The organism is Sulfurimonas sp. HSL-1656, from assembly GCF_039645585.1.
In the GTDB taxonomy this organism is placed as follows: domain Bacteria; phylum Campylobacterota; class Campylobacteria; order Campylobacterales; family Sulfurimonadaceae; genus Thiomicrolovo; species Thiomicrolovo subterrani.
This window is the reverse complement of record NZ_CP147915.1, coordinates 1736416-1757385: the sequence shown is the minus strand read 5'-3', so window position 1 is coordinate 1757385 and position 20970 is coordinate 1736416. Positions and strand designations below refer to the sequence as shown.

The following is a 20970-nucleotide window of genomic DNA, read 5'->3' as shown; positions in this document are numbered from 1 at the left end:
TACTGTGGAGCGTGTCTGGAAGCCTGTAGTCCCGGGGTGCTTTCCCATACGGAAGAACCCATTCATGCTGCCGTTAGGATCAACCCTTTAAAATGTGTTAGTTGGCAGGGAGTGATGTGTTTTTCATGCAAAGAACCTTGCTTGGACAATGCGATCGATTTCAAAGGGCTTTACAAGCCGGATATAAATGCCTCCCGATGCACATCGTGCGGATTTTGCATCGGCAGGTGCCCGTCTGAAGCTATTGAGACGACATTCTTTAAAGGGAACGAGTGAAAAAAATCAGCCTGCTTTTCATGCTGTCGGCAGCACTGTTGATCGGTCGGGAAATCGGTCCGGCTGCAGCGTTGACGGCAGATGGGCTGGTGACAGACATCCTTGTCGAGAACGGTGAGCTTTATGCCGCAACCTACAGTGGCAAGGTCGATGTTTTCGACATCGCAGGCAGGAAAAAGCAGGCCGTCATTACGATTCCGAATATCATTGATTTTATGGGAGATGAAATCCCGGCAAAAATATATTCGATCGACAAACTCGGTGATGTTTTGATGCTGGTCTCCGAAGGGAAGGCAGGCTATCGCAACGTTTACCTTTATCAAAATGAAAAACTGAAAAAAGTGATTGACAGCAGCGATGCCCTTCCGATAAAGAGAGGGGTGCTTGTTGACGAAGACCATATGCTTCTGGGGCTGTTGAGTTCTGAAATCATTCTGTATCGGATCAGTACCGAAGAAGTTGTTTACCGCCGAATGATCAAGGATGAGGAAAGCGGCGGATCCGCATTCGGGGACATGACGCTAAGCGAGGACCGCAAGACGGTCGTCACTGCGGATGAAAGCGGGGATGTCAATGTCTTTAGGGTATCGGACTTTTCCCATATGAAACTCCTGCGTGGACAGAACGTTGACAATATATACAAGGTGGATTATCGCCAAGGCGTCATCATCACCGCGGGGCAGGACCGCCGCTGTGCCGTCTATAAACCGGATGGCACGGCTTACTACATGGAGGGTGATTTCCTAATCTATGCCGCAGCGCTGACGCCTTCGGCAAATCGGGGCATATTCGCGGCAACCGTTGAAAACGATGTAGCGCTTTTCGACATAGCGGGTCGGACAAAGTTGGCTGAGCTTAAAGGGCATACGGCAACCTTGACGGATTTCGCATTTGTGGATGAAGACCATTTTTTCTCATCGGCCGAAGAGACCAGAATCCTTTACTGGGACATTGAAACCATCAAATAGGAGATGAACATGAATATTTCAAGTATTGTCGTTCAGACGACACCGCAATTTGTCGAAGAGTTGGTCGAAGCGCTCAAAGCTTCGGATGTATGTGATTATCACTTCCATGACGAAAAGGGACGCATCATTGTCACGATTGAAGGTGATGGGGTTGAAGAAGAGGTGAAAAAGCTGACTACGATTCAGGAAATGCCGCACGTTGTCGCCGCCGATATGCAATTTGCCTACAGTGAAGATGAGCTGGACAAAGAGCGGGACAAACTGGAGATCGAAGGAACGGATATACCTGAATGGCTCGATGACCCCGATGCCAGGTATAAAGATATCCAGTACAACGGCGATCTGAAGAAGAAGCTTTAAAAGGAGCCGATATGCAGACGTCGTTTGCGATGTTCCGCGAGACTGAAGTGCCGGAAGACGAGCTTATTATCTCCCGTACGGATCTCAAAGGCATCATCACGTATGCGAATGATACTTTTGCCGACATTTCCGGTTATACTCCGGAGGAACTGGTCGGCCAGCCGCATAATATTCTGCGCCACTCCGACATGCCCAAGAGCGCATTCCGTCATATGTGGGAGACGCTAAAAGCAGGTAAAGCATGGGAGGGATACGTTAAGAACCGCCGAAAAGATGACGGTTATTACTGGGTGTACGCCCGCGTCAGCGGTGTGTTTAAAAACGGTGAACTCATAGAGTACAAATCGCTTCGCTCCTATGTTCCTCACAGCAAACGTTATGAGATGCAAAATGTCTACGATGCGATGCGGCAAAAAGAGGGCGACAGTGTACGTATTGTCGGCTACTTGCCGACAAGAACATACGAAAAGATGTTACAGGCTGCCTCTGACGCCGGTCTCTCCCCCGAGGAGTGGCTTGCAAATCAGTTAAACTAGTGCTTCCGAATCCGACGCAGACTCCTGCGCCGGTCTCTCCCCTGACCCCCTTTTTACTCAGCAGTTTTTCTGTCGCTTGACCTAGGTCAAAGACGACGCCCTTGTTGTTTTCTTATAATCTTCATAACCATATATTCAAGGAGAAGATTATGACAAAACTCGTAACGGCATTGGTAGTGACGTTTGGCTTGACATGTTCATTGTCTGCCGACGGTGCTGCTGCTTATAAAAAATGTTCGGCATGCCACGGTACAACCGGAGAAAAGTCGGCGCTCGGTAAAAGCAAGGTGATCAATACGATGACAAAAGCAGAGATTGTCACAGCGTTGAGCGGATATAAAGATGGCAGTTACGGCGGCCCGATGAAAGCGATGATGAAAGGTCAGGTAGCAAGCCTTTCGGAGGCAGATATTCAGTCGATTGCTGACATGGTCGGGAAATAAGGCGTAAGTAGCCAAATTGAGGAGTAGAACATGAGAAAAGTGATGTTGTCTTTGGCCGCCGTGCCGGTTATTGTGGGAAGTATGGGTGTGGCCGCGTCGGCGGCCGAAGAGATCGTTCTCCTGGACGGAATGAAGATGAGCGGGGAGATCCGCCCGCGCTACGAGATGGCGGACGTCAAGGATAACGGCCTCGATACGGCCAACGCCTTTACGGCACGTACGCGCCTCGCTGTCGAAGGGACGCTCCTCGGTCTCGAGGGGCTCACTGCCAAAGTGGGGATGACCTCGGTCAACAACTTCGGCTACAACGACTACGCGCCGCAGGATGCGACGTATGACCTGATCCTCGACCCCCAGCAGGCGATCCTGACCGAGGGTTACCTGGCCTACACGGCGGCAGACACGACCCTGCTCGCGGGACGCTCCTTCGTCAACCTCGACGACCAGCGCTTCGTGGGTACCGTCGGCTGGCGCCAGATGGAGCGCGCCTACGACACGGTGACGCTGAGCAACGGTTCCATCGAGGGCCTCTCCCTCATGGCCTCCTGGATCTACGGCTACCAGGGCGTCAACGCCAACCCGACAACCGATACGGGCTCGCTGCTCCTGCACGCTACGTACTCGGCGGGCAAGGCGCTCTCTGTCACGGGGTTCGGCTATATGCTTGCAGACATTCATGACACCTACGGTCTGCGCGTCTCCGGGGATATCGCCCTGGACGGCGTGACGCTGAACTATGCGGCCTCCTATGCCAAGCAGAGCGACGCCTCGCTGACCTACGCCCTCGATGATGCGCCGGAGATCGATGCTGCCTACTACGACATCGCCCTGGGCGCGAACATCTCCGGCCTCATTGTCGGGGCGGAGTACGAGGTGCTGGGAGACGCCGAAAGCAACAGCACGAAAGGGTTCACGACCCCGCTGGCGACCCTGCACAAGTTCCAGGGGTGGGCGGACGTCTTCCTCGGTCGCACGTCCGGAAGCAACAACGACGGTCTGGCGGACCTGAGCGGTACGCTGGGATATGCCGCGGCGGGCTTCGGGAAAGTGCTGGGCGTCTACCACAAGTTTGACGCCCTCTCCGGCGCGGACAAGGACCTCGGCAGCGAGTTCGACGTGCTCTACGCGAACAGTGTTCCGGGCGTCAAGGACCTCGCCTTCCTGGCCAAGGCGGCCTTCTATTCCAAAGGCGACACGGGCAACGACGTCACCAAGGTCTGGGCCCAGCTCGACTATAAATTCTCAACGAAGTAAGTCGCCTTCCCGCCTTCGGGCGGTTTGGCCAGGCAGCATTTCAAAGCGTAACCGATTCATTCACTCCTATGTAACTCGAGAGTTTCATCAAGCCGCTGCCTGACCAAGTCGTCCCCCTCGATTCGCGATACAATAACGTGAAAAGGAATTCCAATGAAAAATATATTGTTTGTTCTTTTGCTGATAACGTTTGCTTACGCATCGGAACCAATGGCATCACTGGAACAAAAGGTAGAGAGTGGGTGTGCAAGCTGTCACTTGGTGAGCAACCTGTCTCCGGAGCGAGTCGCTACAATGAAAGCGCCACCGATGTGGGGCGTGATGAAAAAAGTAAAAGCGGCTTATCCGGAACGTGAGAAAGCAGAAGAGTTCATGGTGGAGTATATGCAAAATCCGTCAGAAGACAAGATGCTTTTTCGTAAACAGACTATCGCGCGTTTCGGCGGGATTATGCCTTCACAAAAGTCGCTTTTCACCGAGGAAGAATTACGGGAAATTTCGAACTACCTGTTCGAAAGATATTAGTGGGCAGGTAAATTGTATATACATAACTAACCAATATGAATATCGCCTTCGGGCGGTTCGGGTAAGCAGTAACTGTGCGAAAGAAACCTTGCAACTTCATTTGATTCACAACACTCCAATTACACCAGAACAGTTACTGCTTACCCGAATGATGCACATGCCGGCTGGTTTATAATCTCACTATGAAAAGAATCAATGTCTTCATCAACGGATTCGGGCGGATAGGGCGGGCGCTCATGCGCAGATTGCTTGAAGATGACCGTTTTGAAATTGTCGGCATAAACGATATCTATAGGCGGGAACAGTTTGCATATCTATTGCAGTTTGATTCGGTATATGGCCGACTACGATATGGTGTTGAACAGAAAAATGACCGCATCATGGTCGCGGACAGGATAATTCCACTTTTTAACGAAGAGAAGGTGGAGTCAAAGGCTCTATACGACTTGGATATTGACATTCTCTTTCAGTGTACCGGGATACATCTCACCTGCAGGGCCAATCAGCCTTTTCTTGACAGCGGTGTGAAAAAGATCATCGTGTCGGCACCGCCACTGGATGATATGCCGATGTTTATCGGAAGCATCAACGATGATCAGTATCAGGGCGAGAGGATAGTATCAGCGGCGAGCTGCAGTGCGAATGCTATTGCCCCCGTGCTAAAACTGCTGAATGAATATGCCGGTGTGGAAGCCGCAGGTGTATCCATGATCCATAGCTATACTGCAGAACAGAAGCTGCTCGATGTGCTAGTGAATACCTCTGAACTGCTTCGTTGCAGAAGCGCTTCCTCAAATATATTACCCCTTTCTAGTTCGGCTACAGTTACCGTGGAGAAGTTATTGCCGCAACTCGATGGCCGTATTCAAACCCATAGTATTCGGGTGCCTGTACCTGCAGGGACACTTTACGATTTCAGTATGCAGCTCATACAATCGATACATGCAGAAGATCTCAACAAGATATTTGAACATGCAGCACACAATGAGTATAAAGAACTTCTGGCCGTGACGGAAAATGTCCTTGCATCGTCCGATATTATCGGTGACCTTCACGGGATCACGATTGAAAAAAAGCGGACGGTGAATGTGGGGGGAAAGTTTGTCAGACTGATGGGTTGGCAAGACAACGAAGTTGGATACGTTTCACAAATGATTAAACTTGCACTGAGATTAATGGAAATGAAAAATTAGTTTGATTGGAATCCTTTTCTACGAATGTATATTAAAAGACTGCAGCATCTTTCTCAAAAGAGTTGATACTATTTGAGCATAACTTCGCGACAGTGAAGTAGTTAAGTTTTGTCCCAAAAATATTTTGGGACTATACCTGATCTGCACACACTCCAAATGACATGAGTGGCCATTACCTCGATATCGCCCTGTATACCGTGCTTTCAAGGGTGGTCAACCATGCATTTAAGGTTAATCACGCAGCACAACGGTCTAACGCACCGTTGACAACGTTGTCAACCCACCTCTGAAACGTCGTAATATAGGGGGGTGTGGGCTTTTCGAATTCAGAAAAGAGAGAATATGGTGAAAATATGAAAAATATTTCCATTTTAGGCATTTTTTATGGAATTAAAGGGTTGACCAATTGACTTTCAAAGTGCAGAATTTTCAATCATTAGTTGAACTGACTAAAGATATTTACAAGTAAATTTGGTCTGAAGATAAGGCTATTGATGGTTCATTCTGTTACTGAGAATGCAATGCAAGATAGGAAACCATTTGGAGAGGAAATATATTCTACTTCTGTGCTCACATTAATTGTGATAGCACATAAAATTAATCATCATCACCACTGCCGACTATCGTAAAAAAAATTGGGTGATGGTCACTGTAGCGAGCAATTACTTCATTCGTTGGAACAGAGCTATTGAGTTCAAATGTTTCATATAGATTGATAACGCGGTAATTGTTGATCTGCGTATAATTTTTGATGTACAGCACTTGGTCGTATGGTTCGGTCATCTTGAGATTTGAGTTCGCACATTCTACGTTAGCCAATGAAAATAGGGCATCGACTCGTTCACTGAGTATGTCACAATCATAGACATTCATATCGCCTACAATGATGAAATCCCTTTCTGGAGCTAAAGATGCTTGAGAAAATACCCATGAAACAATTGACTTTAATTCATGATATCGACGATTAGTCGACACGTTGTCCTTATTTGGTTTGAGGTGCACAGAGATTGCTGTAAAGTCCAACCCATCATTGGCCTTGAAGGTAAAGTAGTAAGGTACGCGTTCGTAGTCAATATTATTACTTCTGTCAGCAGCAAGATATCCAGAAGCAATCAGAGTAAGCTTGTCAGCTTTATAAAAAGCTACAAACCACTCTGTTGCGGAGGAGTTGTTGTGTATATTTTCGCCTGTACCTGTGTCTTCCTCAGATAGGACATAATCGTATCCCTGATCAGTCATTGCATCGAAAAATGCTTTGACCTCAGGATCTCCTTTTATTGCCTCCTCTGTAGATATGTATACATCCACCGGTGGTGCGACAACCTCCTGGACAAATATAACATCACGTTGGCCATTAGACATCAGATTAGCAATGCCTTCATTGTCACGAATACTGGAATAGCCAAGCCATTTGATATTGAATGAAGATGCATTGACATCGGCAAGTGCAGATTTTAGAAATACTACTGTGATGAGAGAAAGCAACAAGAGGGCTCTATTAACACGCATTCAGTACCACCCAGCTATTAGTGAATAGACCTATTGTAACAGATCCCATAGCTATCACTTAGTGGATACCCTTTTTTGGCAAGAAGTAGGGTGCAATCTCTGAAATTTTACTTCTTTTTATGGCGTGCTCCATAACGCAACTTATTTTAGGCGGCCTAACAGGTCTGTCTTCCTACACTGACGACTGATCTACATAATAAAGGAGGTCGCATGATTAGTGTGATTATCAGTAACTGTGGTGGCGTTGGCAAGACAACTATTGCCCAAGATGTTTGTGCTATACGGCCAGAGGAGGTGAAATATAAGGAAATTGGTGTGAAGACTGAGTGTAATAAGTTGGCTCAAAAATACAAAAATTACCAGATGCTATCTTATAAGAATTACATGGATCTATTTGTAGAACTTTTTTTACATCATGTTAAGTCAAAAGATGGCGATATAGTCCTGGATATCAGTGGTCAGCGCGTATATAATTTTCTTGAAGGGGTCCAAAGATATAAATGTATATCGCAAGATATTGACTTTTTTATCATTCCTATCATCCCTGATCTTAAAATCATGCGGCGCACCATTGAAATCCTTAAATGCCTTATTGGTGAGTGTGAGGTTCCACCAGAGATGATCAAGGTGATTTTAAACCGTGTAGATCCGAATCTCACTTCTTCTGAACTCAAGAAGCAATTTCAACCAATAACTGATTATATGCAAGAGGCTGGAGTCCCTATGAAAGAAGTGTTTACTCTGAGAGATGCATATGATTTTTTCCAGCAACGGGATGACTCATTGTTGCTGAAGGAGGAAGTATTCGCAGCTAGAGATTATGATTATATGGTGCAGTATGCAGACAATGCAGAAGAGAAACTTCATTTCATAGAGTTGCATCGAATCCAAAGGTTGGGCCGTGATTATTTTGAGGATTGCCAATACATTTATGAGTCCCTAGTAACAGAGTATATGGAAAAGAAAGATGCTGAAGATGCCGTACAGACAAGTGCGGTGTCAGCATGACTTTCATTCTATGGAAAGAGATCTATATGAATGGATCTCTTCGTATTAGCGAATTTTGAAGCTACAGACCAAGAACTTCGCATACAACTGGTCGGTATTTGATTCTTCCCTCTTTGACCTCAAAATATATGATGGGCACTCTATTCTTCTCAAGAGATTTGCTAATTTTTGGATTAACCAATAAGGAGATATCTTTTTCTTCTTGCAATCCATTTAACCAATAAACCGCTGTTACCTTGCGGAAATTTTCATACATATGTACTCCTGCATGGTAATTGATATTCTCGCTCAATAGTTCGCGTATTTCATCATTCATTGTAAGAGGGTGAGGGCAGAGAACCATTGCGCCAAGCTCCCCATCTTTTAGCGTAATGCCTTTTGAAGAGACACCCTCTGCAAAGGGTCTTTTCAACATTTCCCATACAGGAGCAACATAGGGGAATTTGTTATAGCGAGCATATTCATTTGACATACTCTCTTTTTCTTTTGCAAAATGCTCTGCCACCCAGTCTTCAAGCAGATCTTCCGAAAAATACTCCGCTGATCCGCCATTCATCTGAAGATATGCCTCTACAAAAGGGATGAGGGTCTCTTTATTCTGTGCCATGCAGTTGCGCATTTTATGGTTGAGATAACTAGCGGCTCGGATCTCGCTTGCCCCGTTTGTTTCTTCAATGTCAAGACGGAAGTGATAAAAGTCTCCTCCGGTGATAATCTTAATCCCCATGCGACCGGCAATGCCGACAATCTCTGATGCCACTTTTTCAAGTGCAGTCGGTGTGTTGCGGAATGCTGTCGCATCTATTGCTGTGTGCTTGTTCATCTATAGCTCCTTGAAAGCCAACGGTTTCATTTTTCCGGAGAAGTTCATCCGTTACCGTGCAGCTGACTTGAGTATTTGCTATCAAAATTTCTTTGTCAAGGATTTTGGGATTTTTCCAGAAACAGTAAATCAGGTCTTCCCCCGTTCGGTTCAGCAAAACGCAACCTAATTTAAGCGACTCTGCTCCATAACGCAACCTAAAATCAGCATCCGCACAATCCGCTTTTTCTACAATGAAACCATCGAAACACACATTCAGAGGAGTTCGTTATGGAACTGTCACTAGAGCATCTTGAACTTATCCCGGTGCTACTGAAAAAGATTGATGCACTATCAAAAAGGCTTGAGAGTTCAAGTGAAAAGCGCTGGATGAGTGTGGCGGAAACAGCAGACTATCTTAGCTATTCCAGGGATCGCATCTATAAAATCAAAGACGAGCATTTCATAGAGGGAGTGCACTTTCACAATCGAACGGGTAAAATACTCTTTGATAGAGTTGCGATTGACTCTTGGGTGGTCGGAAAGGACGACCGTGAAACTGATTACACGCAACGGCAAGTTGTGGATAACGTTTTATCATCAATCAAAGAGATATAGACGCTCTTTGGGATTGGATGACAACAAGGCAAATCGCGCACTAGCGACCAATAAAATACTTCCCGAGATCATCTACAAGCTGAACTCGGGAATGTTCTTTGACAAAGAAACAACCATACCGACGGTAAGCGAATATGCGCTCACCAGCTTTGCACTGCACGAGCATCACCGCAAAGCCTCGACGAAGTATGACTACACGACGTCGCTGCGTCTGCACATCGCCCCCCGTTTGGGCAAGAAACGGCTTGACCGGATTAAGCCTTCGGATATCGCCCTGTGGCAAAACGAGCTGCTTCAGACGCTCACGCCACGACGGGTACGCAACGTCCGGGCGGTGCTCAACACTTTCTTCGAGGATGCGATACGCGACGAGATCATCGACAAGAACCCCGTCTCAAAGGTGAAGCTCCCGAAGATCGAGAAGGTGGATGTCACCCCGTTCACAATGGACGAGACGAAGCGGATCATCGAAAACGCCGAAGGCGACCTTCAAACCTTCTGTGCCCTGGGATTCTTTACAGGAATGCGAAGCGGAGAGATGATCGGACTGCGATGGGAAGATGTCGACTTCGAAAGAGGGGAGATCTCCATCAAGCGGGCGATCAAGATGGGTGTCGTCTCGACACCGAAGACACAGAGCAGTATCCGGACTATTGATATCCTCGATCCGTTGATGCCTTATCTCAAGGCGCAGTACGAGCGAACGGGAGAGGAGGGCGCCTATGTCTTTCTCAACAAGAACGGTGAACACTATTACGATATCAAGCGTATCCGTGACACCCGTTGGAAAAAGCTGCTCAAAAAGCTTGGTATCGAATACCGTACCATTTACCAGATGCGCCATACCTTCGCGACGGTGATGATCGAAAACGGGGAAGATATTCTTTGGGTCTCGCATATGCTCGGGCATACGGACACGTCCATGACCCTGCAGATGTATGCGAAGTATCGCAAGCAGAAAGATAAGAAAAGGGCTGCGTTTTTGGCGGATGTGCTCTAGGCACTTATGGGCACAATTCGGGCACAGTGCTTGAAGTTGTTTCTTTGAAAGTCCGGTGTTTGGGGGTTACAGAAAAAGTGGCTCCGGATACTGGATTCGAACCAGTGACCAAGTGATTAACAGTCACCTACTCTACCGCTGAGCTAATCCGGAATGTAAAATAAAGATACTGAGGGTTTTTGCTACGTTTTAAAAAACCTCTGAAAGTGCCTATTATAGGGCATTTCTGGCGGACAGGGAGGGATTCGAACCCTCGGTACGCAGGACGTACGCACCCTTAGCAGGGGTGTGGTTTCAGCCTCTCACCCACCTGTCCAAGTCTCAAAAATGAGAGTGAGATTATAATCATCTAGAAATAATATTTCGCTTAAAAAGCAAGGCGGAGCCGCTTAAAGTCGCTCGAGGATCTTTTCGACGACGGCGGCGGGGTCTTCGGCCTTGTAGATGGGGCGGCCGACGACGATGAAGTCGACCTTCTCCGTCTCTGCCGCTTCGATCGTGGCGACGCGCTGCTGATCGCCCGCATCTTCGCCGAAGGGGCGGATGCCAGGCGTCAGGGTAATGAACCTGCTGCTGGTCATTTTTTTGATGGAGGCGCTTTCAAAAACGCTGCAGACGACGCCGTCTAATCCCGCTTCGTGCGCATCCTGGGCGAATTTGTCTGCCGTCGCGGCGATGCCGGCGTTATAGACGTCGCCGAACTCCTCTTCGCTGAAGGAGGTCAGTGCCGTGACGGCTAGGACGAGGGGGCGTTTCTCGTACGTCGAGAGGCGCTCCATAACGGTCTGCATGGCACGTTTACCGGCACTGGCGTGTACGTTGAACATGTCAACGCCCAGGCCCATGATGGACTCGGCCGCGTCGGCCATGGTGTTGGGGATGTCGTAGAGCTTGAGGTCGAGGAAGATCTTCGCGTCCGGGTTGATCGCTTTGAGCGCTTTGAGAAAGGGTTCGCCGTCGCGGATGTAGGCGCGCAGCCCGACTTTGAGCCAGACCGGGTAGGCCTTGATCTTCTCCACCAGTGCCAGGTTTTCTTCCATGCTCGGCAGGTCGAGCGCGACGCAGAGTTCCATACGTATTCCCCTCAATAACTAGATGACGGAAGTATAACGACTCCTGCGTTAGAGGGGGCCTAAAGCCGTTGTCTGGAGTAAGAGCAGAAAATCATGATTAGCGCGGTTTAGCTGCGCACGGGCCCGCTGCCGAGGCGAACTCAGCGTTAGCGTAGGTATCCGGGCTTCGCTCGGATGCCGTTCTTTAAAGTACGCACGCCGCGGCGATCTTGTAGTGCGAGAGTTCTTTGCCCTTGGCGTTGATGACGTGGACGGCGCAGGCGAGACAGGGGTCGAAACTGTGCACAACCCGCAGCACTTCCAGCGGCGCGGCGGGGTCGGCGAGGGTGATGCCCACCAGCGACTCCTCGTAGGGGCCGCGGACGCCGCCGCTGTCCTTGGGCGAGGCGTTCCAGGTTGTCGGTACCACCGCCTGGTAGTTGGCGATCTTGGCGTCGTCGATACGGATGAAGTGTCCCAGCACCCCCCGGGGCACTTCGAAGATGCCCCGTCCCGCCGCCGCTTTCGGCAGGGCGGCGAAGTCGTACTTCGTCCAGGTCTCCTCGTCGTAGTACTTGATGTTCTCGATGAGGTCGCTGCAGAAGTCAAAGAGGTAGTCGCAGCAGACCTGGGCTTCCACGGCGCGGGCGGCGTTGCGCCCGAGGGTCGTCGAAAAGTCCATCAGTTCGAGCCCCGTGTCCTTCATGAACGCTTCCATATAGGGCCGGATGACCGGGGACGCTTTGAGATAGCCGATGATCATCCGCGAGAGCGGCCCCACCTCCATGGGCTTGCCCTTGTAGCGCGGTGCCTTGACCCAGCTGTATTTGCCTTCGGTTTTGAGGCTGCCGTCTTCGTTGAGGTCGGTATAGAAAGGTTCGGTCTTGCCGTCATAGGGTGCCACCGGTGCTTCGTCGGCGTACCAGGAGCGTGAGGCTTCTTCGGTGATGTACTGCTCGTCGAAGGGCTCGATGTTGGCGAAATCGTGTCCCTGGATGACGCCGCCCTCGAAGAGCTGCTGCGCTTTGCCGAATCGGTAGCCGCCCACGGCCATAAAGTTTCCGCTGCCGCGCCCGACACCGGCTTTGATCTCCTCTTTGTACGCTTCGACGGCCATCTTGATGTCGGGGAGGTAGGCACGCTCGATGAAGTCGCGGGCGTCCTTGATGATGAACATGAAGTCGTTGAGGCGCTGAGGGTTGAGCATGTCTGCGACACTGGTGACTCCGCCTACGACGAGGTTTTGCGGGTGTGGGGTCTTGCCGGCGAAGATCGCCACCGCCCGGCTGAGGTCGCGCTGGACCCGCAGGGCCTCGAGGTAGTGGTTCATATGGATGAGGTTCTGCTCGGGGGTGAAACGGTAGGCGCTGTGCCCCCAGTAGCCGTTGGCGAAGAGCCCGAGTCGTCCCGCATTGACGAAGGAGGTCAGCTTCTCCTTGACGGCGCTCATGTGCCCCGTCGAGGTGCGGTAGGGGTAGTCGTGGTAGGTCTGTGCGAGCTCCGCGGCCTTGTCCGGCTCGGCGGAGATGGCGCTGACGACGTCGACGTAGTCGAGGGAGTGGAGGTGGTAGTAGTGGACGATGTGGTCCTGGACAAAGAGCGCCAGGGTGACGAGGTTACGGATACTCTCGGCGTTGGCTGGCAGGGCGATGCCGTAGGCGTTTTCGACGGCGCTGATGGAGGCGCGGTAGTGCACGTTCGTGCAGACTCCGCAGATGCGCTGGGCGATGAGCCCGGCATCCCGGGGGTCGCGCCCTTTGAGGATCGTCTCGATGCCGCGGAAGAGCTGCCCGGAGGCCCACGCCTCTTTGACGGTGTTATTCTCGTCGATTTCGACTTCGATGCGCAGATGCCCCTCGATACGGGTAATGGGGTCAATAACGATCTTTTTAGTGGCCATGAATTTCTTCCTCTTCCCCTTCCGGCAGCGGCCGGTTGTTGGCGTATTTGTCAAAGGCGATCTTGCCTTGGCCGCAGGCGAAACAGCCGTGGCCGACCTGGACCGGCCAGCTCGTGCCTTCGTTGAATTTTACCAGCGAACAGTTCAGATCGGCATAGGGTCCCTTGCAGCCCATCTTGAAGAGGCACCACCCCTTCTTGGCCCCTTCGTCGCCCCACTCGAGGACGAATTCGTCCAGGTCGTAGTGGCCGCGGCGCTCGCAGTTGTCGTGGACGCGGAAGCCGTAGGCCCATTCGGGGCGGTTTTTCTCGTCGAGCTTGGGGAGTTCGTCGAACATGATGTAGTGAAGCAGGGTACCTACGATGTTGATGGGGTTGACCGGGCAGCCGGGCAGGTTGATGATATCGTTCCGCCCCAGCGCCTCCGCGACCCCGACGGCACCGGTGGGGTTGGGCGCGGCGGCGACGACGCCCCCGTCAAAGGCGCAGGAACCGATGGAGAAGACCGCGGCCGCGTGTTCCGCGGTGCGTTTGAGCAGCTCTAGCCCCGTTTCGCCTTTGGGCCCGATGCGCAGGAACTTGCCCTCCAGTCCCAGGGGAATGGCGCCTTCGACCATCAAAATGTAGCGCCCCTTGTCGTTCTCGATCACCCCGTCGAGGGAGAGTTCCGACTGGTCCCCCGATCCCGCCATCAGCAGTTCGTGGTAATCAAGGGAGATGTATTTGAGGATGAGGTCGTCCACCTTGGGGTGGGCGGACTTGATGAACCCCTCGGAGTTGCCGCTGCAGTCGGCGAGTTCGAGCCAGATAATGGGGATCTTGTTGAGTTGTTCGATACTCTGCCCCACCAGGGGTTCGTACTCGGGGTGCAGCCGCATATTGGCGGTGATCATGGAGACCCAGCGGTTGAACTCGCTGCTCATGTCGAAGGCTTTGAGCGCTTCGTCGAGGTTTTCGCTTTCGATGCGGTTGGCGGGGTGCAGCTTGTTGAACTTGTCGATGCGCCGCTGCACCTTCGCCATCTCCTCGGCTTTGGCGGCCGCTTCGCGTTCGGCTTTGAGGCGGGCCGCCTCTTCGGGGTCGACCGGCGTGTCGGCGATGAGCTTGACGACGTCCTGCTTGCAGCGGCCGCAGACCCGGCCCGCTTCGCTGAGCGGCTTCATGTCGGCGAAGCTCTCGATGCAGTTTTCCTTGATCAGCGCGACGAGGTCCTGTTCGTAGCCGCTGGCGCAGCTGCAGATAAGGCGTCCCCGTTCACTGATGAGCCGGTTGTCGTAGAAGAAGGCGGGGTCGACCGGTTTGGCCTCCTCCATCATCGTTTTGAGGGCCAGGACATCGATGTTGGTGTTGATCCCGATAAAGCGAACGAGACGGTCGCCGTTGACGATGTACTGGTCGATCCGCGCATCCGCTTTCGAGGCGATGACGATGTCCTCGTTCGCATCGTCTTTAGGGTCATAGGCGGTCGAGGTGACGTCGGCGAGCAGGAAGCTGCCGACTTTGAGGCCGTCGATGGTGACAAAGTCCTGAAACCCTTCATCCTCGATCCCGAGAATTGCGGCGACGGCGGCGTCGGCCTGGAGCGTACACTCCTTGACCCGCCCGGCAATATAGCCGTTGCGGAGCTGGGCCACCTCGCCGACGGCGTAGACGTCGGGGTCGGACGTACGCATATGCTCGTCGACCAGGATCCCTTTGTCCGTTTCAAGCGCGTCTTTGGCAAACCCGGCGGCGGGGGCGATGCCGACACCGAAGATGATAAAGGGGTTGTCGATGGTGTGCTCTTTCATGACGATTTTCGTAATCGTGTCCCCTTCGACTACTTTGTCCGTGATCTCCTCCTCGAAGAGGATATGGACACGGGGGTCGGCGCCTTCGTAGATGCGTTTCATGAGCGCCACGGCCGAAGGTGTCAGGGCTTTGTCGTAGAGGTGGTTCCCCCGCGAGACGAGGTAGATATGCTCCGGTCCCTCCAGGGTGCTCAGCGTATCGAGCAGCTCCAGCCCGATGGGGCCCACGCCCATCATGACGACGTTTTTGCCGACGATCCGCTGTGCGATGCATTCGGAATCATCGGCGCTGCGGAACGTGGCGACGTTGGCGAGTCCTGCCGTGTCGAAGAGACGGCGCGGCGCGGAACCGGTGGCGAGGATGAGCTTGTCGTAGGCGTAAGACGCGGAAGCGGTAAAGATGCGTTTGGAAGCGGGGTCGAGGCCCGTGACCTCGGCGTTCAGCTCCACCTTGACATCGGCAGGCAGGGGCAGGGCGATCTCGTCGATACCGGTGCTGCCGCCCACGAGGGCACAGAGGTGGATACGGTCATAGGGAGGATGGGCCTCCTTGGTGACGATAAGCACCTCGTGGGAGGGTGACTGCTCTTTGATCGCGTTGGCGATATACGCGGCTGCGATGCCTCCGCCGACGATGACGATACGCATATCAGGCTCCTTCGTTTTTCTTGGCGGCCTTCGCCGCTTTCTTGGCCGCGGCATAATCGTCGCGGCTCTGGGCGCACTCTGCTTCCCAGTCGAACCAGCCGCCGTTGACGTTGTCCGCTTTGAGGGCGGGGCGTGCTTTTGCTTCGCTCTGCCACAGCGCCTCTTCCGGTTTGGGGCAGGCCCGCACGCACTCCCCGCAGTAGATGCAGAGCCAGGCGTTGTAGCGGTACTCTTTGCGCCCGTCTTCATGCTGGAAGAAGCGGATCGATTTGGGCGGGCACGCCTTCTCGCACTTGTCGCAGAAAATGCATGCCTCCTCATTATACTCTATCAATCCCCGGTAGGCCGGGGGCAGTGGCATCGGCTCGGCGGGATAGTTGTGGGTGCGCACAGGTCTGAAGAGATTTAAGAAGGCGTTGATCATCGCTTTTAGCATATGATTCTCCTATTTTGCCGTGCAGGACATGCAGGGGTCGAAGGAGGCGAGGATCGCCGGGGCATCGGCGTACCGGCTCCCTTTGAACACCTCCATCATGGCCGGAATGCCCGAGAAGGTCGGGGTCTTGATCCGGACGCGCTCGAGCATATTCTGCCCGCCGCCGCGCACGAGGTAGAAGAGTTCGCCCCGCGGCGCTTCGAGGCGCACGATCACCTCCCCTTTCGGTTTGCCTTTGGCCTTCTCCATGATCTCCCCGGCAGGTAGGTTCCCGACGATGTTGCGGCACATCGCGATGGAGTTCATGATCTCGCGCAGCCGCACCCGGTTGCGGGCATGGATGTCGCCGCCCGTTTCCAGCATCATCTCGTAGCCCAGCGCCTCGTAGGGGAAGTCATCGGTCTCCACCCGCACGTCGGTGGCCAGTCCGGCGGCGCGGGCCAGGGGGCCCAGGGCGTTGTAGATCTGCGCCTCCTCCAGCGAGAGTGCCCCGATGCCTCTGTATTTGAGCGAGAGGGACCAGTTGGATTCGAAGAGCTCGATGAGGTCGGCGATCTTGCCGGAAAGCTCGTCGAGGTTTTTGTGCAGCAGCGTGACCATTTCGGGGGTAAGGTCGCGGGTGACGCCGCCGATGGCGATAAAATCGAACTGGATGCGGTTGCCGCTGATGGCCTCCTGGATATCCATCACAAGCTCCCGGTCGCCCATGATCTGCATAAAGAGCGCCTCGAAGCCGGCGTTTTCCGCCGTATGGGCCAGGCAGAGCATGTGCGAATGGATGCGGTCGAGTTCGACCATCAGCATCCGCAGGTACCTGATGCGGTCGTTCGGGGTAAAGTCCAGCAGCTTCTCCGCGGCGAGGGTGTAGGAGAGGGAGTGGGTGATGGCGCAGAGCCCGCAGACCCGCGCCACGACGAAGCCGACCTGTTTGAAGTCGAACTTGGTGGTGCAGGCCTGCTCGACGCCGCGGTGCACGAAGCCCACATCGGCGTCGACCCCGACAATGGTCTCGTTTTCGCATTCGAATTTGAACCGGATGGGCTCGAGCAGGGAGATATGCTGCGAACCCAGCGGGATCTGGACGGTTTTTTTCATGCGTCCCCCCTGAGCGGATGGGGCTGGGAGTCTTTGTCGAGGTAGAGGCCCGCCGCGGCGCCCTCGACATTGAGCCCGAACATATCGACGATCTCCCGTTCGCCCAGGAAAGCGGAGGGGATGACGGGCAGGACGGAGGGGACGGGGGTGTCGTAGTCGCTCAGCGCGTAGTAGACGACGACGTCATTCTTGGCGCCGTAGCGGGAGAAGATCCACTGCAGTTCTATTTTTCCCTCACCCAGGTCGATCCCGTTGACGGTGAGGAAGTGCCACGCTTTGGGGTCGTAAAAGGCGCCGAGGTCTTCCAGCAGCGCATTTAGAGTCGTTTCAATCTTCTGCATCGGTAACCTTTTTTGCCATGCCGAGGCGGCTGAGTTTCCCGGCGACCGTTTCGACGGCACCGAAGAGTTTGAAGGGCGTTTCGATCGCCTTGCTTTTGCGCTCCAGGATCTGCAGACTCTCAACAACGGCATCGATGATGAGCTGGGGCGAGGAGGCGCAGCCGGGGACGTAGACGTCGACTGGGATGTAGCGGTCGATGCCGTCCTCGACGTTGTACATGCCGCGAAAGACCCCGCCTGCCGCCGTACAGGAGCCGACGGCGATGACGACTTTGGGTTCGGGGATCTGGCAGTAGAGCTCCACCAGCCGTTCGCGGGAGCGGTAGGTGACCGGGCCTGTGACGAGGAAGATATCGGACTGCTTGGGGTTGCCGGTATTGATGACGCCGAAGCGCTCCAGGTCGTAGCGGGGACCCAGCGCAGCGAGGATCTCGATATCGCAGCCGTTGCAACTGCCCGCGTTGTAGTGCAGGATCCAGGGGGATTTTTTCCGAAAAGCGTTAAAAAATTTCATAGGCTGATCCAAATAATGTTGGCCGTTGCCATCGTAAAGGCCGTGGCATAGATGATTTTGACCATCTGGTCGGTCCGGACGCGCGCGGTGGCGTTGTCGACGAGATTGACGAGCAGGAAAACGGCCAGCACGAGCAGCAGGCCCCACAGCGGCGACGCCCCGGCAAAGAGGAAGACAAGGCCGTAGACGAAGAGGTACTCCAGGAAACGCGCCATGTAGAGGAACTCGTAGAAGAGCCCGCTGTATTCGACCTCGACGCCCCCGACGATCTCCTGGTGCGCTTCGACGGTATCGAAGGGGGATTTTTTCAGTTTGATGGGCAGGATGATCAGCAAAGCGGCAAAGAGCAGCGGCATCTGTGCCAGGTAGCCGCCGTGGGCGAGGATGGCGCTGACGTCGAAACTGCCCGCGACGAGGTAGAAGCCGACGGCGAGGAGCACGAGGATGGGCTCATAAGCGGCCAGGGCGGCGAGTTCGCGGTTGGCCCCCACCTGCGAATAGGGGGAGCGGACGCTGTAACCGGCCAGGACGAGCACGATCAGGGCGAAGAGGTGCAAAAAGACGATATAGAGCAGGTTCCACCCGGCAAAAAGCGCCCCTACCGCCAGCCAGAGCAGCAGGAAGTGGGCCACGGCCAGCAGAGCGTGGGGGGCGTGGATGATCAGGGTGCGCTTGTCCATCAGCTTGAACATGTCGTAAAAGGGCTGCAGCAGCGGCGGTCCCTGACGGCGCTGCATCCGGGCGCGCAGGACCCTTTCTGCGCCGTAGACGAGGCCGCCGAGCAGGGGGGCGAGGAGGATCATGACCAAGCTCATGTGACGGCTCCCGAGAGGGCCACGGCAGCGAAGAGCAGGCCGAAGCCCCACTGCAGGCTCCGTGCCGCTGCGGCCGAAGGTTCCACGTAGAAGAGCGCACCGTCAAACTCGCTCTTCTCCCCGCAGCGGTAGGGCATGACGCGGTCGAAGCGCTGCAGGGAGCGCGTCAGCAGCGGCAGCAGGGCCATGATCAGTACGGGCAGGGCCAGCAGCCACAGCAGGCTGTTATGCTGCTGCACCATATAGCCGCCTGCCGCAGCCAGGCTGAGCAGGGTCAGCAGGGCAAGGGGTGTCATGAAACCCGGGGGCATGATTTCGCGCTGCACGGGGACGGTGTCCGGGGCGGTGGCGAGCAGGGCCGCGGCGATTTTAAAGTAGAGCATCACGAGCAGGGCGCTGCCGACGGCGATGCCCGTCACGACGATGACGAGCCACGGCTGCGAGGGGAGCAGGGAGGCGACGGAGGCGATGGCGAAGAGCTTGCCCATAAAAAGGCCGAAAGGCGGCAGGGTAAGGGAGAAGAAGCCAAAGAGCAGAAAGCTGACGCTGCGGGGTGCACGCTGCACGAGTCCCTTCATCTGTTCGACGTCCTTGAGGCCGAAATCTTTCTCGAGCACGCCCGCCGCGAGGAAGAGCAGCGCCTTGGAGAGGGCGTGAAAGAGCATCAGCGCCATCGCAAGCTGCATGCTCTCGGGCGTACCGACGGCGGCCAGGCTCATCATCAGTCCCAGCAGGGCGACGGTTGAGTAGCCGAGGATCTCCTTGAGCAGGCTGCGCGAGAGTGCGAGGTAGGAGGCGGCGACGAAGACCAGGGCGCCGAAGAGGGCCAGGAGGGTGCCGGGGAGGGTGCCGTCCAGACCGGGGGCGAGCTTGAGGATCAGGAAGGGGGCAATCTTGACCATCGTTGCCGAGTGCAGGATGGCACTGACCGGGGTGGGGGCGACCATGGCGCCGAGCAGCCAGCCGTCAAAGGGGAGCGAAGCCCCCTTGACCGGGGCGGCCATGGCCAGCAGGGCCAGGGCGAGCAGCAGCACCCCGCCGTCGCCCTGCAGCAGGCCACTGAAGGTGGCGCTGCCCGGCCCGTAGGCCGCGACCAGGGCGCCCAACAGCAGGAACACCCCGCCGACCTGGTTCATCCAGAGCGCGCGCAGGGCGTTGCGGCGGCTGACGCCGTCACCGCGGAAAGCGATGAGCAGGTAGGAGGCCAGCGTCGTCATCTCAAAGAGGAAGAAGAAGAGCAAAATCGCGTCGGCGATGACGATGGCGTTCATGACGGAGAGGAAGAGCATCAGGTAGGCGACGAAAAGGCGCTGTTTCCCTTCGCCGCTCTTCTCGCGGCGCATGTACTCGACGGCGTAGAGGACGATGGCCCCGCCGACGATGTTGATGATGAGGAACATGAAACGCGCCAGGTCGTCCACGACCAGTGCCGGGGACGCTGCCGCGGGGGTGACCGCCACGGCCCAGAGGTAGAGCGGCAGCTGCAGCAGTGCCAGGAGCAGGACGGGCACGGAGCGGTGCTTCACCCCCTGGAAGAGGAAATAGAAGAGCAAAACGACGTCGGCGGCCTCGATCAGGGTCCCGATGCCCGGCGCGATGCCGAGCGCTGTCGCTGCCGGTTGGAAGAAAAGGGAGAGCGCGGTGGCCGAAAGAAGGCCGAAGAGCAGTGCCGCTACCGCATAGCGCGCCCGAAGCGAGGGGAGGGCAAAGAGCAGCAGTGCCGCGGCAATCGGCGAAAAAAGTAGGAAAAAAAGCATGATATCTACCTGCCTCCGTTTCTATCTGTTCGCGGTATTTTACTCTTATTACATCACAAAACGACTACGGCGGGAATACGAAGGGTGTATAAAAAAGCGGCGGATTGTATAATGGGAGAAACATTCATATT

General features: G+C 54.2%; 21 protein-coding genes and 2 tRNA genes. 10 read left to right on the top strand and 13 right to left on the bottom strand.

The genetic code is table 11. From position 1 onward, the window contains the following. The first annotated feature begins 272 nt into the window (after window positions 1-272). From WCX49_RS09205 to WCX49_RS09175, 7 genes are all read left to right on the top strand, one after another. The gene (locus tag WCX49_RS09205; RefSeq protein ID WP_345984797.1) at window positions 273-1244 is read left to right on the top strand and encodes a hypothetical protein; all 972 of its coding nucleotides are present in this window, start codon (window positions 273-275) and stop codon (window positions 1242-1244) included. Window positions 1245-1253: 9 nt separating this feature from the next. Further along, window positions 1254-1604 (top strand): chaperone NapD, encoded by a 351-nt coding sequence (locus tag WCX49_RS09200; RefSeq protein ID WP_345984796.1) that lies wholly within the window; start codon window positions 1254-1256, stop codon window positions 1602-1604. Between the two features lie 11 nt (window positions 1605-1615). Continuing rightward, window positions 1616-2140: a PAS domain-containing protein gene (locus tag WCX49_RS09195; RefSeq protein ID WP_345984795.1), complete on the top strand. Its 525-nt coding sequence runs from the start codon at window positions 1616-1618 to the stop codon at window positions 2138-2140. A 149-nt stretch (window positions 2141-2289) separates the two neighbouring features. Then, on the top strand, window positions 2290-2583 hold the full coding sequence (locus WCX49_RS09190) for a c-type cytochrome (protein WP_345984794.1): 294 nt from the start codon (window positions 2290-2292) through the stop codon (window positions 2581-2583). A 30-nt stretch (window positions 2584-2613) separates the two neighbouring features. Beyond that, the gene (locus WCX49_RS09185; protein ID WP_345984793.1) at window positions 2614-3837 is read left to right on the top strand and encodes a hypothetical protein; all 1224 of its coding nucleotides are present in this window, start codon (window positions 2614-2616) and stop codon (window positions 3835-3837) included. Between the two features lie 153 nt (window positions 3838-3990). Continuing rightward, a complete protein-coding gene (locus WCX49_RS09180; RefSeq protein WP_345984792.1) occupies window positions 3991-4362 on the top strand; it encodes a cytochrome c in 372 nt (123 codons plus the stop codon). A 182-nt stretch (window positions 4363-4544) separates the two neighbouring features. Then, the gene (locus WCX49_RS09175; RefSeq protein WP_345984791.1) at window positions 4545-5555 is read left to right on the top strand and encodes a glyceraldehyde 3-phosphate dehydrogenase NAD-binding domain-containing protein; all 1011 of its coding nucleotides are present in this window, start codon (window positions 4545-4547) and stop codon (window positions 5553-5555) included. A 597-nt stretch (window positions 5556-6152) separates the two neighbouring features. Here the strand turns inward: WCX49_RS09175 and WCX49_RS09170 are convergent. Then, window positions 6153-7064: a hypothetical protein gene (locus tag WCX49_RS09170; protein ID WP_345984790.1), complete on the bottom strand. Its 912-nt coding sequence runs from the start codon at window positions 7062-7064 to the stop codon at window positions 6153-6155. A gap of 210 nt (window positions 7065-7274) precedes the next feature. Between WCX49_RS09170 and WCX49_RS09165 the strand changes: the two genes are divergently transcribed. Further along, on the top strand, window positions 7275-8072 hold the full coding sequence (locus tag WCX49_RS09165; protein WP_345984789.1) for a hypothetical protein: 798 nt from the start codon (window positions 7275-7277) through the stop codon (window positions 8070-8072). A gap of 61 nt (window positions 8073-8133) precedes the next feature. On the opposite strand, the gene WCX49_RS09160 is transcribed toward WCX49_RS09165, so the two are convergent. Next, window positions 8134-8895: a hypothetical protein gene (locus WCX49_RS09160; RefSeq protein ID WP_345984788.1), complete on the bottom strand. Its 762-nt coding sequence runs from the start codon at window positions 8893-8895 to the stop codon at window positions 8134-8136. 270 nt (window positions 8896-9165) lie between these two features. On the opposite strand from WCX49_RS09160, the gene WCX49_RS09155 reads away from it, so the two are divergent. Further along, window positions 9166-9492: a DNA-binding protein gene (locus WCX49_RS09155; protein ID WP_345984787.1), complete on the top strand. Its 327-nt coding sequence runs from the start codon at window positions 9166-9168 to the stop codon at window positions 9490-9492. Next, window positions 9428-10492, top strand: coding sequence for a tyrosine-type recombinase/integrase (locus WCX49_RS09150; RefSeq protein ID WP_345984786.1), 1065 nt, complete (start codon window positions 9428-9430; stop codon window positions 10490-10492). Before WCX49_RS09155 ends, WCX49_RS09150 begins: the two co-directional genes overlap by 65 nt. A gap of 78 nt (window positions 10493-10570) precedes the next feature. Here the strand turns inward: WCX49_RS09150 and WCX49_RS09145 are convergent. The 11 genes from WCX49_RS09145 to WCX49_RS09095 all read right to left on the bottom strand — a co-directional run bounded on the left by WCX49_RS09145 (window position 10571) and on the right by WCX49_RS09095 (window position 20839). Next, window positions 10571-10645, bottom strand: a tRNA-Asn gene (locus tag WCX49_RS09145). Between the two features lie 74 nt (window positions 10646-10719). Further along, window positions 10720-10808 (bottom strand) — tRNA-Ser (locus WCX49_RS09140). Between the two features lie 73 nt (window positions 10809-10881). Next, window positions 10882-11565, bottom strand: coding sequence for an orotidine-5'-phosphate decarboxylase (gene pyrF, locus WCX49_RS09135; RefSeq protein ID WP_231018603.1), 684 nt, complete (start codon window positions 11563-11565; stop codon window positions 10882-10884). A gap of 184 nt (window positions 11566-11749) precedes the next feature. After that, window positions 11750-13444 (bottom strand): nickel-dependent hydrogenase large subunit, encoded by a 1695-nt coding sequence (locus tag WCX49_RS09130; RefSeq protein WP_345984785.1) that lies wholly within the window; start codon window positions 13442-13444, stop codon window positions 11750-11752. Further along, window positions 13434-15881 carry a hydrogenase small subunit gene (locus WCX49_RS09125; protein WP_345984784.1) on the bottom strand — a complete coding sequence of 816 codons (2448 nt, stop codon included), beginning with the start codon at window positions 15879-15881 and terminating at the stop codon, window positions 13434-13436. Before WCX49_RS09125 ends, WCX49_RS09130 begins: the two co-directional genes overlap by 11 nt. A gap of 1 nt (window position 15882) precedes the next feature. Continuing rightward, window positions 15883-16317, bottom strand: a complete 435-nt coding sequence (locus WCX49_RS09120; protein WP_345984783.1) for a 4Fe-4S dicluster domain-containing protein — start codon at window positions 16315-16317, stop codon at window positions 15883-15885. Window positions 16318-16326: 9 nt separating this feature from the next. Next, window positions 16327-17412, bottom strand: a complete 1086-nt coding sequence (locus WCX49_RS09115) for a nickel-dependent hydrogenase large subunit (protein WP_345984782.1) — start codon at window positions 17410-17412, stop codon at window positions 16327-16329. Then, a complete protein-coding gene (locus WCX49_RS09110) occupies window positions 17409-17753 on the bottom strand; it encodes an NADH-quinone oxidoreductase subunit C (RefSeq protein WP_345984781.1) in 345 nt (114 codons plus the stop codon). The genes WCX49_RS09115 and WCX49_RS09110 overlap by 4 nt, the downstream gene beginning before the upstream one ends. Next, window positions 17740-18267, bottom strand: coding sequence for an NADH-quinone oxidoreductase subunit NuoB (nuoB, locus tag WCX49_RS09105; protein WP_345984780.1), 528 nt, complete (start codon window positions 18265-18267; stop codon window positions 17740-17742). Before nuoB ends, WCX49_RS09110 begins: the two co-directional genes overlap by 14 nt. Beyond that, window positions 18264-19082 (bottom strand): complex I subunit 1 family protein, encoded by an 819-nt coding sequence (locus WCX49_RS09100; RefSeq protein ID WP_345984779.1) that lies wholly within the window; start codon window positions 19080-19082, stop codon window positions 18264-18266. The genes nuoB and WCX49_RS09100 overlap by 4 nt, the downstream gene beginning before the upstream one ends. Next, window positions 19079-20839: a proton-conducting transporter membrane subunit gene (locus WCX49_RS09095; protein ID WP_345984778.1), complete on the bottom strand. Its 1761-nt coding sequence runs from the start codon at window positions 20837-20839 to the stop codon at window positions 19079-19081. The genes WCX49_RS09100 and WCX49_RS09095 overlap by 4 nt, the downstream gene beginning before the upstream one ends. Between the last annotated feature and the right edge of the window lie 131 nt (window positions 20840-20970).